The following is a 13,264-nucleotide window of genomic DNA, read 5'->3' as shown; positions in this document are numbered from 1 at the left end:
TCGTCGAGCGCTACCTCGACAAGCCCCGCCATGTGGAGACCCAGTGCCTGGCCGACACCCACGGCAATGTCGTGGTCGTCTCCACCCGCGACTGCTCCCTCCAGCGCCGCCACCAGAAACTCGTCGAAGAAGCCCCCGCCCCCTTCCTGAGCGAGGAGCAGAACGCCGAGCTCTACGCCGCCTCCAAGGCCATCCTCAAGGAAGCCGGATACGTCGGCGCCGGCACGGTGGAGTTCCTCGTCGGCAACGACGGCACCATCTCCTTCCTGGAGGTCAACACCCGCCTCCAGGTCGAACACCCGGTCACCGAAGAGGTCACCGGGATCGACCTGGTCCGCGAGATGTTCCGGATCGCCGACGGCGAGGCCATCGGCTACGACGACCCCGCGGTCCGCGGCCACTCCTTCGAGTTCCGCATCAACGGCGAGGACCCGGGCCGCAACTTCCTGCCCGCCCCCGGCACCGTCACCCTCTTCAACCCGCCGACCGGACCCGGTGTCCGGCTGGATGCGGGCGTGGAGTCGGGCAGTGTGATCGGTCCGGCGTGGGACTCGCTGCTGGCCAAGCTGATCGTCACCGGTGCCACCCGTACCCAGGCGCTCCAGCGGGCGGCCCGTGCGCTGGCGGAGTTCCAGGTCGAGGGCATGGCCACCGCCATCCCCTTCCACCAGGCCGCGGTGACCGACCCGGCGTTCACCAGCGATCCGTTCACGGTCCACACCCGCTGGATCGAGACCGAGTTCCAGAACACCATCGCCCCCTTCACCCCGACCGGCGCGGACGAGGCCGAGGACACCGGCGCCCGCGAAACCGTCGTCGTCGAGGTCGGGAGCAAGCGGCTGGAGATCTCCCTCCCGGCCGTTCTCGGACTGGCGGTCGCCCCTGCGGAGGGCGGGGCGAAGAAGCCCAAGCGCAAGGCGTCGAAGAAGTCCGGCTCCGCCGCCTCGGGCGACGCGCTGGCCTCCCCGATGCAGGGCACCATCGTCAAGATCGCCGTCGCCGAGGGCGACACGGTGGCCGAGGGCGACCTCGTGGTCGTCCTGGAGGCCATGAAGATGGAACAGCCCCTCAACGCCCACCGGGCCGGGATCATCAAGAACCTGAACGCGGACGCCGGCGCCTCGGTCAGCTCGGGCGCGGTCATCTGCGAGATCAAGGACTGACACCCGCCCGGCCGGTCCTCCCCTCGCCGATGGTGCGGGGAGGACCGCTGTCCGGCCTCAGTCCTTGAGGGTGCGGTCCAGGAAGCCCAGGACGGTGTCGGCGTACAGGTCCGGCTGGGTCTTGATGCCCTGGATGTGCGGGGTGTCCGGCAGGGTGTGCACCTCGGCCAGCGGATAGCGCTCGCCCAGCGCGTGCACCCCGGCGGCGGGGATCATCGCATCGCGCTCACCGGCCAGGAAGAGCATCGGCGTCCGCTCGTAGGCGCCCTCCGCCGCCGGGGGCCACTGCACCCGCAGCATCGCCACCGCCGCCGAGGAGGCGACCGCCTCCAGCACCGTGCGGGAGGGTCCGGACCGCAGCGGTCCCGGGACCGGCAGTCCGCCGGAGGCGACGAAGTTGCGGAACAGCGGGGCCAGTTCGAGTGCCGGACCGCTGTCGCAGACCAGCGCGTCCACCGGACAGTCCTCCCCTCGGCGCAGCATGTAGAAGGAGGGGAAGGCGGAGATCGAGAAGCCGTAGACGGCGATCCGCGCGGCGGCGTACTCGTCCAGGGAGCGCAGGTGCCGGACCACGGCCACCACGTCATCCGTATGACGGTCGCTCATACCCCAGCAGGCCCGGTCGGCCACGCTCCTGCCGTGGTTGCGGTGGTCGAAGAGGGCGACCGTGTACCCCGCCTGATGCAGCAGCTTCGCCTGGGCCAGGCTCGCGGACTTGCTCAGCCCCAGTCCGTGGCCGAGCACCACCACCCGCTGCGGATCGGCCGGGCAGAGCCAGACATGCAGTCCGCGCCCCTTGAAGCCGTCCAGCGGCACCGTGATGTCCGTACTGTCGATGCCCAGGTCGGCCGGGGTCTTGTGATGGCGTTTACGGGGCGGGTGGTAGATGAAGTACGAGAGGAAGGCGCCGTACAGCGGCGCCACCGGGAGGGTGGCCGTGGACACCACCTTCGTCAGGAATCCCGTCGCCATATCGCAAAACCCCCATCACCGGTTGTGCACGGACGTGCGCGATCGTAGTGGCGCGGCCCCCGTGACCGGGGGTCCGAGAGGTGAACGTGTCCTAACTCACCGGCTGTCCCGGTGCCGTAACGCCCGCCCCCGGCAGGGGCGTTGGACCGGCCGGGACGGGTGGCGACGGCAGCTTCCTGCCGTGCCGCCGTACGGGTGAGCCGGGTCCGCACCGGTACCGTCGTCCCGACGGGACGCCGGAAGGCGACGAGTTGTGCGGAGGAGACCGAACAGTGCCGTTCACCAGCCCGGCCGAGCCCACCGGGAAACCCGGGTCCTGGGGTCCGGCCCGCGCCCTGCCCCGCCCCGAGGACCGGCCGGGCCCGGGTGAGGTGGCCGTCTGGCTGCTGCGCATACCGCCCGCCGTGGCGGCGGCCGAGGCGGCCGCGGGAATGCTGGACGAGCGCGAGCGCGACCGCGCCGCGCGCTTCCGCCACACCACCCTGCGGGAGCGTTATGTCGCCTCGCATGTGGGGCTGCGGACTCTGCTCGGAGGCTATCTGGGGGCCGATCCGGCGGCGGTGGAGTTCACCCGGGACCTCTGCGGGATGCCGGACTGCGACAAGCCCCACGGACGTCCCGCCCTGGCCGGGGACCCCACCCTGTGCTTCTCCCTGTCCCACGCCGGGGACGCCGCGCTCTGCGCGGTGGCCGGGGTGACCGTCGGCGCCGATATCGAGGAGCGTGAACCCCGGCGGGCGGGCACCCGGCTGACCGGGCTGGTCGGGCAGCTTCACCCCGGGGAGCGGGCGGCGATCGAGGCACTGCCCGAGGAGCTGCGGGAGGAGGCGTTCCTCGGCTGCTGGGTGCGGAAGGAGGCGTACCTCAAGGGCATCGGCACCGGACTGCCCGGGGGCCTGCGCACCCATCATGTTGGTCTCGCCGAGGGGCTGGCCCCCGCGGACGCACCGGCAGGGCCGGACGGCTGGACGCTGGCCGATGTGGACGCGCCCCCCGGCTATCACGCGGCGGTCGCGGTGCGCGGCCATGAGGCCCCGGTGGTCACCGTGGGCGCGCTGCCGCTGGGCTGAGGACGGACGGGGGAGCGTTGTCGGTGCGGCGGCGTACCGTCGGGAGTATGTGCAGATCCATCAAGACACTCCGCCCGCCCTATGCCGAGACCGTCACCGAGGAGGACATGCGCGCGGCGGCGCTCCAGTACGTGCGCAAGATCTCCGGCTTCCGGCAGCCCGCCGCGCACAACGCGGAGGCGTTCGACCGCGCGGTCGAGGCGGTCACCACCGCCACCGGGGAGCTGCTGGGCTCGCTGGAGGTGCGGGGTGGATGAGGGCTTCACCGGAATGCACCGGAATGCACTGCAATGCATCGGAAAAAAGTCAGGGCGTTCTCGGAAAACCGAGAACGCCCCAGGTCAGCTACCTGATCATCGGTGCGCCGCCAGGGACTCGAACCCCGGACCCGCTGATTAAGAGTCAGCTGCTCTAACCAACTGAGCTAGCGGCGCCTGCTGACGACGTAAATACTACCCGGTCGCGGGGGGTGCTCCGGACCACCGCCGACGGGTGGGGCGTGGCCGGGCTCAGATGGTCAGGGAGAGCAGCATCGGGGCCGCCTCCCTGTTCAGGGCGTAGGCGGCCTGGCGCAGCCGGTGGGCGTGCTCCAGCGGGAGCGAGAGGGCCAGACAGCCGACGGAGCGGCCCGCGGTGATCGGCACGGCCGCGCAGACGGTGCCCACCGCGTACTCCTGGAGGTCGAGCACGGGCACGGTGGCGGGCTGGCTGTCCAGCTTGCGGAACAGCACCTTCTCGTTGGTCGTCGTCCGGGAGGTGAGCCGGACCGTCTTGTGGCGGGCGAGGTGGTCCCGGCGGCCATCGTGGTCGAGCTGGGTGAGCAGACACTTGCCGACCGCCATGGCGTGGGCCGCGGACCGGAAGTCCACCCACTCGTTGACCCTCGGCATCCGCGGGCCGTCGGCGTACTGCGTGATCTTGACTTCCCCGTCGACATAGCGGCTGAGGTAGACGGCGGCGCCCACCGAGTCGCGCAGCGCGGCCAGTGAGCGCTGGAGCTTGTCCTCCACGGCCTGGACGCGGTCGGTCGCGGCGGAGCCGAGCAGGGTCAGGGATTCGCCGCCGATGTACGCCCCGTCGCCGATCTGCTCCACATAGCCCTCGCGGCGCAGCATCCGCAGCAGTTCGCCGAGCTGGTGGCCGGGCAGCCGGGTCTCGCGCGCGATGACGGTGTCGTCCACGCCGCCGGAGTGCCTGGCGATGACCTCCAGGATGCGCAGGGCGTGCTGCACCGAGTGGAATGGCGCGGTCGGCTCGGGCTTGAGCGCCACGGTGTCCCCCCTCGCAGGCCTCGCAGGTTGTGACCGCTTGCGTACCACGATAGCCGCCAAGGGCGGGACGCGGGGGGTGCGTTGGGCATTTTCGGCGGTGGGTCCGCCACGATCGGTGCGGGGCCGGTGCGGGGCCGGTGCGGGGCCGGCGCGAGGTCATCTCCGCGGCATATGCCATGAGCATGCCCCCGCCGATCGCGGCGGGGGCATGGTGGCGCTCAGGGCCGGGGGCCGGGTGGGACCGGCCCCCGGTGCGGTGTCAGAGGACCGCGCTCAGGAACTCACGGGTCCGCTCGTGCTCCGGTTCCGTGAAGATCTTCTCCGGCGGACCGGATTCTATGACCCGGCCCGAGTCGAACATCAGGACGTCGTCCGAGATGTCCCGGGCGAAGTTCATCTCGTGGGTCACGCACAGCATGGTGATGTCGGTGGTGTGCGCGATGTCGCGCAGCACGTCGAGCACCCCGGCCACCAGCTCCGGGTCCAGCGCCGAGGTCACCTCGTCCAGCAGCATCACCTGCGGACGCATGGCCAGCGCCCGTGCGATCGCCACCCGCTGCTGCTGTCCGCCGGAGAGCTGCGTCGGGTACGCGTCGCACTTGTCGCCGAGGCCGACCAGGTCGAGCAGCTCCCGCGCGCGGACCTCGGCCTCGTCCTTGTCCAGCCCCAGGACGTGCACCGGGGCCTCGGTGATGTTGCGCAGCACCCGCATGTTGGGGAAGAGGTTGAACTGCTGGAAGACCATGCCGATCTTCTTGCGGACCTCACGGGTGTGCTTCTCGCCCGCGGGGACCAGCTTGCCGCCCTTGTCCTCGTGGGTGAGGTAGTCCCCGTCGACCTTGATCGTGCCCTCGTCGGGCTTGAGCAGCGTCATCAGCAGCCGCAGGATCGTGGTCTTGCCGGAGCCGGACGGGCCGATCAGGGTGACGTGCTTGCCCGAGGAGACCGAGAAGTCCAGGTTGTCCAGGACGACGTTGTCGCCGAAGCGCTTGGTCACCTGGTCGAAGCGGATCAGTTCACTGCCGTCCACGGCAGGATTCGTGTGGTCGGTTTCAGTGGCCAAGACGACGCTCCAGGGCTCGCATGAGAAGGGATGCCGGGTAGGCGATGACGATGAAGGCGATGCCGACCATGGTGAACGGCTCGATGTAGTTGAAGGACGAGGAGCCCTCGGCCCGCGCCGTCTGCAACATGTCGACGACGCCGATCAGTGCGAGCATCGGGGAGTCCTTCAGCATCGCGATCACGTAGTTGCCCAGGGCGGGCACCACGCGGCGGATCGCCTGCGGCAGGATCACCGCCAGCCAGGTGCGGCCGCGGGAGAGGCTGAGCGCGGTGGCCGCCTCCCACTGGCCCACGGGTACGCCGTCGATACCGGCCCGGTAGACCTCGGCGGTGTACGTCGAGTAGTGCAGCCCCAGCGCGATCACACCCGTGGTCAGCGCCGAGAACTTGATGTCCCAGGTGGGCAGTACATAGAAGAAGAAGAAGAGCTGCACCAGCAGCGGGGTGTTGCGGATGAACTCCACGACCGCCGAGACCGGCCAGCGCACAAAGCGGCTGGGGGAGCGGAAGGCCATCGCCCAGACCAGGCCCAGCGCGAACGCCAGCACCGAGCCGAGGGCGGTGGCCTCCAGCGTGATCACCAGACCGTCGAGCAGGTCCGGAAGGAAGTCCTTGGCTACGTCCCAGTTCCAGTTCACTGGACTCCACCTCCAGTGATCAGGTTCGACGACTGTGCGCTCTCCTTGCTGGGCGAGAGCTTCCGCGTCACCAGCGGGCCGCGCTTCTCCGGGAACTGTCCGATGCCCGCCTTCGCGCGCCGCTCCAGCAGCCGCATCAGCCGGGTGAGGACGAAGGCCAGGACGAAGTACATGACCAGGATGAGCGAGTAGATCTCGGCACTCTCACCCGTCGCAAGACGCGAGAGCTGGGCGGAGAAGGTGATGTCCGGGACCATCACCGCCGAGACCAGGGCCGTGCCCTTCAGCAGCTCGATGAGCAGGTTGTTGAAGGGCGGGATCATCTCGGGGATCGCCTGCGGCAGGATCACCCGGCGCATCCGCTGCGCCGGGCTGAAGCTGAGCGCGATGGCCGCCTCCTGCTGGGCCGGGGCGACGGACGCGACGGCACCGCGGACGATCTCCGAGCCGTAGGCGCCGTAGGTGAGGCCCAGGGCCAGAACGGCCGCCCACATCGGGAAGAGCTGCCACTGGAAGGCCAGCGGCATCACGAACGCCAGCCAGAACATCAGCACCAGCGCCGAGGTGCCGCGGAAGATCTCCACGTAGAAGCCCGACAGGAAGCGGACGATCCACAGCGGCGAGTTCCGCACCAGGCCTATGCCGAAGGCCACCACGGTGGCGAAGGCGGCGCTGTACAGGGTCAGCTGGATCGTGATCCAGACGCCCGGGAGGAGCCAGTTTTCCCACAGTCCGGCTGTCATTTGCACAGCTCCTCTGCGGTCAGGTCGGTCATCTCTTCCTTGGTGAAGCCGAACGGCCGCACGATCCTGAGCAGCTCGCCGCTCTTCTTTATCTTGTGCAACTCTTTGTTGAAGGCGTCGCGCAGCGCAGTCTCCTCGGGCCGGAAGGCGAAGCCGCCCGCCCCGATGTCCGGTTTGCCGTCCACGTACGCCTGGAACGGCTCGGTCGCCTCCGCTCGCTGGCTGTTCCGCTGCTTCACCACGTTGTGGACGGTCACGGTCGTGCCCGCGAAGACATCGGCCCGGCCCTGCTCGACGGCCAGCAGACCGGCAAGCTGGTCGGGAAGGGTCATGATGTCGTCCTTCTTCACTCCGGCGGCTTCCGCGTAGCCGATCTGGGCATAAGCGGTACCGGTCGCCATCGTGGCCTTGGATTTCGCGATGTCGTCGTAATTATGGAGATTCTTCGGATTCCCCTTGCGTACGATGAACGCGTCCCGCATGCGGTAGTCGGGATCGGAGAAGATCACCTGAGCGCAGCGCTCCGGATTGATGTACATCCCCGCCGAGACCACGTCGAACTGCTGCGATCGCAGACCCGGGATCAGCGATCCGAACTCGGTCGGCACCGGCTGGACCCTGTCCACGCCCAGCCGTTTGAAGATGACCTTCGCGAGCTCCGGCGCCTCACCGGTGAAATCGCCGTTTTTGTCGATATAGCCGAATGGGATCTCCCCCGCGATTCCCAGCCGCACCGTGCCTTGCGACCGCAGCCGCTCCAGCAGATTGCCCCCGTCCTTGCCACCAGAGCTGGACACCCGGCTACAGCCGGCCGCGCCCAGCAGACCCAGGGCCGCGGCGCCGGTCAGGAGTGACCGGCGGGCGAGCCCTTTTTCTCTGCTTTCGATGTCTTTCCCACGTGGTGGAGCCATGGGCGCGCGACTACCCGACTCGGCGAAATGTATGCGGGCTGTTTCCAGCCCTTGATGTAGCCGATGCTGGGTATGTCCCTACGACAGCATTGGCTCCGAACTGGCCTGGAGGAATGTCCATGGTTGACCGAGCTGACCGGTTCATCGAGGTCTCGCTCGACAAGCGCGGGGTGGCCTGCACGGCGAAACTCCTTGACGATCGTGCGCCGATCACCTGTGAGGCGGTCTGGAACGCCCTGCCCCTCGGAGGTGATGTGTACCACGCCAAGTACGCGCGGAACGAGATCTACACGTTGCTGCCGCCGTTCGCGCCGGAAGAGCCCCCGCTCGAGAATCCGACGATCACCCCCATCCCGGGCGATCTGTGTTACTTCACCTTCACGGACACCCAGCTCGGAACGAAGTCCTACGGCTATGAGTCGGACGCCAAGCACCAGGGCCGCAACCAGGTCATCGACCTGGCGCTGTTCTACGAGCGGAACAACCTGCTGATCAACGGTGACGCGGGGTGGGTGCCCGGCATCGTGTGGGGCACCATCGTGGACGGTCTGGACCGGATGGCCGACGCCTGTCAGGACCTGTGGCGGGCCGGTGCGCTGGGGGAGACCCTCAGCTTCCGCCGGGCATGACGAAGCGCCGGACGGACCACTCGGTCCGTCCGGCGTCGCGCCCCTGGCCACCGGCCGCCCGCCGCGGTGGCGGCCGCGGCGGACGGCCCGGTCCCGGGCGGTGGGCGTCTCAGGCGGCGGGCGGCCGTACGCCGTCCGCCAGCCCCGCCCCGTACAGCGTGTGCGCGGCCCGCAGCACCAGCGCGTCCGCATGGCGCGCGCCCACCAGCTGCACCCCGATCGGCAGCCCCGCCGAGGAGAGTCCGCACGGCATCGACGCCGCGGGCTGCTGGGTGAGGTTGAACGGGTAGGTGAACGGTGTCCACCCGGTCCAGCGGGTGTGCTCCGAGCCCGGCGGTACCTCCACCCCGGCCTCGAAGGCGGTGATCGGCATGGTCGGGGTGACCAGCAGGTCGTACGCGGAGTGGAAGCGGCCCATGGCGTGGCCGAGGGCCATCCGCACGTCCACCGCCGCCAGGTAGTCCAGCGCGCTGTACGCCGCGCCCTGGTCGCAGACCTCGCGGAGCCCCGGGTCCAGCAGCTCCCGCTGGTCCTGCGACAGCGGCTGCACCACCCGGGCCGCCCCGCTGAACCACAGCGTGTGGAACGCCTCCACCGGATCCTCGAACCCCGGGTCGATCTCCTCGACCACCGCGCCCAGCCGCTCCAGCAGGTCCACCGCCCGCCGGACCGCCGCGGCCACCTCCGGGTCCACCGCCGCCGTACCGCCGAGCGCGGGGCTGTAGGCCACCCGGAGACCGTCCACCCCGCCGCCGCCCGCGGTGAGGGCGTCACGGAAGCCCGCACCGCCCTCCGGAACGGGCGCGAGCTGGGACCAGTCGCGCCAGTCCGCACCGGAGATGACATCCATCAGGAGCGCGGCGTCGGCCGCGTCCCGGGTCATCGGACCCACATGGGCCAGCGTGCCGAAGGCGCTCGCCGGATAGAGCGGAACCCTTCCGTAGGTGGGTTTGAGCGCGAAGACACCGCAGAAGGACGCCGGGATGCGGACCGAGCCGCCGCCGTCCGTCCCCAGGCTGAGCGGACCCGCGCCCAGCGCCACCGCCGCGGCGCTGCCGCCGCTGGAGCCGCCCGCGGTGAGCCCCGGGTCGTACGGATTGCCGGTCACCCCGTGCACCGGACTGTCCGTGACGCCCTTCCAGCCGAATTCCGGGGTGGTCGTCTTGCCCACGAACACCGCGCCGTGTTCCCGCAGCCGGGCCACCGACGGCGCGTCCTCGTCCCACTCCCGGCCCTCCGCGCGCACGGTCCGCGAACCGCGCAGCGTGGGCGCGCCGCGCTGGAGCAGGATGTCCTTCACCGACACCGGCACCCCGTCCAGCAGCCCCACGGGGGTGCCGCGCCGCCACCGCTCGGCGGACTCCTCCGCCTGCCGCAGCGCCTCCTCGGCGTCGAGCCGGCAGAACGCGTTGACCTCGGGCTGGATCTGCTCGATCCGCTGGAGGGCGGCCCGGGTGGCCTCGACGGGGGACAGCTCGCCGGAGGCGTACCGCTCCAGGAGTTGAATCGCTGTCAGATCGTGGATATCGGTCATCCAACTCTCCGTTCCAGGTCGTGCGTTCAGTCCACCGGTACGTATCCGAGCCGCTTGTCGACGACGTTGAGCAGCGGCTCAGCCGCGGCCCAGCGGTCGAAGTTGTCCTGGAACTGCTCGGCCAGGTGATCGCGCCAGCCGACCGTGTCGCCGCTCATATGCGGTGAGACGAACAGCCCCGGCACGTCCCACAGCGGGTCGTCGGCGGCCAGCGGCTCGTTCTCGAAGACGTCCAGCGCGGCGCCCGCGATCTGCCGGGAGACCAGGGCCGCCGAGAGATCCTTCTCGATCACCAGGGGGCCGCGGCCGACATTGATGAACCGGGCGGTGGACTTCATCCGGGCGAAGGCGGTCCGGTCGAACATCCCGCGGGTGGACTCGGTGAGCGGCGCCGCGCACACCACCCAGTCGGCCCCGGGGAGCAGCCCCGGCAGCTCGTCACCGCCGCGCACCCCGTCCCGGGCGGTGCGGCCGACCAGGTCCACGACGACCCCGAGCGCTTCCAGGGTGGAGCCGATGGCCCGGCCGATGGGGCCCGCGCCCACGACCACCGCGCGGCTGCCCGCCAGCCGCATGGTCTCGCGGTGCCGCCAGCGGCGCTGCCGCTGGAGCTCCCAACTCCCCTGGAAATCCTTGGCCATGGCGATGACCAGGCCCGCGACGTACTCGGCGATGGGCTGCTCGAAGACGCCCCGGGCGTTGGTCAGGACGGTGTCGGAGGCGGTCAGCTCGGGGGAGAGCAGGCGGTCGACGCCCGCGCTCGCGGTGTGCACCCAGCGCGGCCGGGGCCCCTCGCCGGGCCAGGCGTCGCGGACCGCGTCGGAGGTGAAGTTCCACACGAGGAGCACATCCGCCGAGGGGAGGGCTCCGGGCAGGGACTCCTCGTCGCAGACCACGACCCGGGCCCGGCCGGCCAGCCGGTCCAGCCGGACCGGCGGCTGGTCGCCGAAGACGACAACAGTGCATTCGGACATAGGCGGGAAACCGTTTCGAAACGTGGATGGGTTTGGCTTTACCAGCACTGGGCAGACGCCTCAGTTTGCAGGATTGACCACGCTAGGCAGCGGAAACTACCGTCGTCAACAACGGCATCTGTTCCGGCGTCCCGGCATCAGGCCGGCTTCTTCTGTATCTCTGGCCAATGGTCCAGCCCTCCGTTCTGATTTGGGGCTCGATATGGACGTCTCTTTCCTCGGTGGCCCACAGCCGCAGCTCGGCGTGGGCGTCGTAGCACCGTTCGACTTCGCTCTCGACCGGGAGCTGTGGCGCTGGGTGCCCGATGAGGTCTCCCTGCACCTCACCCGGACCCCCTTCGTGCCGGTCGAGGTCAGCCTCGACCTGGCACGTCTCGTCAGTGAACACGAGACCTTGCACGAAGCGGTGCGGGCGCTGAGCGCGGTCGCACCGGAGGTGGTGGCCTACGCCTGCACCTCCGGCAGCTTCGTCGGCGGCGTCGCCGGCGAGCGCGCGATGTGCGCGGCCATGACCCATGCGGGGGAGCTGCCCTCGCTGACCACCTCGGGCGCCTTGCTGGAGGCGCTCCACGAGATCGGCGCCCGGCGGGTGGCGGTGGTGACGCCGTACACCCGGTCGGTGACCGACTCGCTGGGGGACTACCTCGGCGAGGGCGGTATCACCGTCACCGGACGCGCCTACCTGGGACTCACCCGGCACATCTGGAAGGTGCCCTACCGCGATGTGGTCGACATGGCGCGGGAGGCGGTGGTCGGGTCCCCCGACGCGCTGTTCATCAGCTGCACCAATCTGCCCACCTATGACGTGATCCCGCAGCTCGAGGCGGAGCTGCGGATGCCGGTGCTGTCCGCCAACCAGGTCACGATGTGGGCGGCACTGCGCAGGATCGGCGCCCAGGCCGTCGGGCCGTACCAGGCGCTGCTGGACCCGGTCGCCCGGTCCGGTCCGGCGGGGATGTCCGCGTTCTCGCAGAGCGCGCCGGTCGCCGAGCAGGTGGCCGAGGTCGAACCGGGGCCCGAGGCGGCGCTGGCGGGCGCGGCCTCACCGGGGCCGGACCTGGACCCCGGGGACGGGCTGGACCCCGGATTCGCTTCCGGGCTCGGCGAGGGTCCCTACCTCGACGACACGGGCGGCCCGTCGGTGTGAGGAACCGACGCGTGCCGCAGGGACCGGGCGCGGGGCGGGGTGGTCACTCCGATGGCCCCTCGGTCGGTGTCCGGACCGTTCCGATGACCGATCCGACGATCCACGAGCCGGACGGCACCGCCGGGTGAGGGAACCCGGCGGGCGTCCGCGGTGTACAAGAAGTGTCAGAGCACGGGGCGGCACTCATGGGGGCCGCCGGATGAGGAGGCAGTGCCAGTGGCAGTGGACACGACGCGCCCGACCCCGGACTCGGTGGGCTTTCTCTACCCCGGCTATTCCGCCGAGGACGACTATCCGCGGCTGGAGGGCATCCTCGGCGACGGCATCCGGCTCCCGCTGGTCCACACGGACATCGGGGAGGACGCCCATCGGGTGGACGCGCTGCTGGAGATGGGATCGGCCCGGCGGCTCGCGGACGGGGTCGGCGAGCTGAAGGAGCGCGGCGCCCAGGCCGTGGTCTGGGCCTGCACCAGCGCCAGCTTCGTCTTCGGCTGGGAGGGCGCGCATGACCAGGTGCGTGAGCTGGGGGAGACGGCCGGGCTGCCCGCCTCCAGCACCTCGTTCGCCTTCGCCCACGCGGTGCAGGCGCTCGGGGCCGAGCGGGTGGCCATCGCCGCCACCTATCCGGAGGACGTGGCCGAGCATTTCCGCGCCTTCCTGAAGGCCGCGGGCGCGGAAGTGGTCTCCACCCGGGGCAGCGGCATCATCACCGCCGCGGAGGTCGGCACCTGGGGCCGGGAGGAGGTGCTGCACCTGGCCCGCACCGGGGACCATCCGGAGGCGCAGGCGGTGCTGCTGCCGGACACCGCGCTGCACACCGCGGCCTGGTTGCCCGATCTGGAGGAGGAGTTGGGCAAGCCGGTGCTCACGGCCAACCAGGTCACGGTCTGGGAGGGGCTGCGGCTGCTGGGCCGGGAACCGGTCCATGACCGGCTGGGCACCCTGTTCGCCAAGGCGGGCCGATGACCGTGCGCTGACGGAGCGCTGACCCGGCACTGACCGGGCATCGACCGGGCGTGGCGCACCGGGAATAAATCGGAGTCCTTCTCCGGTTGTTCGGGTCGCGGGGGGGGGGGGGGGCCCCCCCCCCCCCCCCGCCCCCACAACCCCCCCGGGGGGGGGCCCCCGGGGCGCCGCTCCGGGGCCC

At 70.5% G+C, this 13,264-nt stretch carries 14 protein-coding genes and 1 tRNA gene; 6 read left to right on the top strand and 9 right to left on the bottom strand.

All coding sequences use genetic code 11. From position 1 onward, the window contains the following. On the top strand, positions 1 to 1,163 hold a 1,163-nt coding region (locus NMK44_RS10725; RefSeq protein ID WP_254740814.1), incomplete at its 5' end, for an ATP-binding protein. Positions 1,164 to 1,220: 57 nt separating this feature from the next. Here the strand turns inward: NMK44_RS10725 and NMK44_RS10720 are convergent. Then, the gene (locus NMK44_RS10720) at positions 1,221 to 2,135 is read right to left on the bottom strand and encodes an alpha/beta hydrolase (RefSeq protein ID WP_254740812.1); all 915 of its coding nucleotides are present in this window, start codon (positions 2,133 to 2,135) and stop codon (positions 1,221 to 1,223) included. 272 nt (positions 2,136 to 2,407) lie between these two features. Between NMK44_RS10720 and NMK44_RS10715 the strand changes: the two genes are divergently transcribed. Both NMK44_RS10715 and NMK44_RS10710 read left to right on the top strand, forming a co-directional pair. Then, positions 2,408 to 3,205 (top strand): 4'-phosphopantetheinyl transferase family protein, encoded by a 798-nt coding sequence (locus tag NMK44_RS10715; RefSeq protein WP_254740810.1) that lies wholly within the window; start codon positions 2,408 to 2,410, stop codon positions 3,203 to 3,205. A gap of 47 nt (positions 3,206 to 3,252) precedes the next feature. After that, the gene (locus NMK44_RS10710; RefSeq protein ID WP_254740808.1) at positions 3,253 to 3,462 is read left to right on the top strand and encodes a DUF2277 domain-containing protein; all 210 of its coding nucleotides are present in this window, start codon (positions 3,253 to 3,255) and stop codon (positions 3,460 to 3,462) included. A 103-nt stretch (positions 3,463 to 3,565) separates the two neighbouring features. Here the strand turns inward: NMK44_RS10710 and NMK44_RS10705 are convergent. The 6 genes from NMK44_RS10705 to ehuB all read right to left on the bottom strand — a co-directional run bounded on the left by NMK44_RS10705 (position 3,566) and on the right by ehuB (position 7,833). Then, positions 3,566 to 3,639 (bottom strand) — tRNA-Lys (locus tag NMK44_RS10705). A gap of 75 nt (positions 3,640 to 3,714) precedes the next feature. Beyond that, positions 3,715 to 4,476, bottom strand: coding sequence for an IclR family transcriptional regulator (locus NMK44_RS10700; protein WP_254740806.1), 762 nt, complete (start codon positions 4,474 to 4,476; stop codon positions 3,715 to 3,717). A 259-nt stretch (positions 4,477 to 4,735) separates the two neighbouring features. Next, on the bottom strand, positions 4,736 to 5,506 hold the full coding sequence (gene ehuA / locus NMK44_RS10695) for an ectoine/hydroxyectoine ABC transporter ATP-binding protein EhuA (RefSeq protein WP_254740863.1): 771 nt from the start codon (positions 5,504 to 5,506) through the stop codon (positions 4,736 to 4,738). A 22-nt stretch (positions 5,507 to 5,528) separates the two neighbouring features. Beyond that, positions 5,529 to 6,179, bottom strand: coding sequence for an ectoine/hydroxyectoine ABC transporter permease subunit EhuD (gene ehuD / locus NMK44_RS10690; RefSeq protein ID WP_254740804.1), 651 nt, complete (start codon positions 6,177 to 6,179; stop codon positions 5,529 to 5,531). Continuing rightward, a complete protein-coding gene (gene ehuC / locus NMK44_RS10685) occupies positions 6,176 to 6,922 on the bottom strand; it encodes an ectoine/hydroxyectoine ABC transporter permease subunit EhuC (RefSeq protein WP_254740802.1) in 747 nt (248 codons plus the stop codon). The genes ehuD and ehuC overlap by 4 nt, the downstream gene beginning before the upstream one ends. Continuing rightward, the gene (gene ehuB, locus NMK44_RS10680) at positions 6,919 to 7,833 is read right to left on the bottom strand and encodes an ectoine/hydroxyectoine ABC transporter substrate-binding protein EhuB (RefSeq protein ID WP_254740800.1); all 915 of its coding nucleotides are present in this window, start codon (positions 7,831 to 7,833) and stop codon (positions 6,919 to 6,921) included. The genes ehuC and ehuB overlap by 4 nt, the downstream gene beginning before the upstream one ends. A 119-nt stretch (positions 7,834 to 7,952) precedes the next feature. On the opposite strand from ehuB, the gene NMK44_RS10675 reads away from it, so the two are divergent. Further along, positions 7,953 to 8,462: a DUF3830 family protein gene (locus NMK44_RS10675; protein ID WP_254740799.1), complete on the top strand. Its 510-nt coding sequence runs from the start codon at positions 7,953 to 7,955 to the stop codon at positions 8,460 to 8,462. A 109-nt stretch (positions 8,463 to 8,571) separates the two neighbouring features. Here the strand turns inward: NMK44_RS10675 and NMK44_RS10670 are convergent, their stop codons facing one another. Both NMK44_RS10670 and NMK44_RS10665 read right to left on the bottom strand, forming a co-directional pair. Beyond that, positions 8,572 to 9,996 (bottom strand): amidase, encoded by a 1,425-nt coding sequence (locus tag NMK44_RS10670; protein ID WP_254740797.1) that lies wholly within the window; start codon positions 9,994 to 9,996, stop codon positions 8,572 to 8,574. A 26-nt stretch (positions 9,997 to 10,022) separates the two neighbouring features. After that, positions 10,023 to 10,970 (bottom strand): D-2-hydroxyacid dehydrogenase, encoded by a 948-nt coding sequence (locus tag NMK44_RS10665; RefSeq protein WP_254740795.1) that lies wholly within the window; start codon positions 10,968 to 10,970, stop codon positions 10,023 to 10,025. Between the two features lie 202 nt (positions 10,971 to 11,172). Between NMK44_RS10665 and NMK44_RS10660 the strand changes: the two genes are divergently transcribed. Continuing rightward, a complete protein-coding gene (locus NMK44_RS10660) occupies positions 11,173 to 12,117 on the top strand; it encodes a maleate cis-trans isomerase family protein (RefSeq protein WP_254740793.1) in 945 nt (314 codons plus the stop codon). 222 nt (positions 12,118 to 12,339) lie between these two features. After that, positions 12,340 to 13,083 (top strand): maleate cis-trans isomerase family protein, encoded by a 744-nt coding sequence (locus tag NMK44_RS10655; protein WP_478771729.1) that lies wholly within the window; start codon positions 12,340 to 12,342, stop codon positions 13,081 to 13,083. The last annotated feature ends 181 nt before the right edge of the window (positions 13,084 to 13,264 follow it).

This window comes from Streptomyces cucumeris (assembly GCF_024295805.1).
Lineage (GTDB): Bacteria > Actinomycetota > Actinomycetes > Streptomycetales > Streptomycetaceae > Streptomyces > Streptomyces cucumeris.
This window is presented reverse-complemented; position numbering and strand designations above follow the sequence as displayed.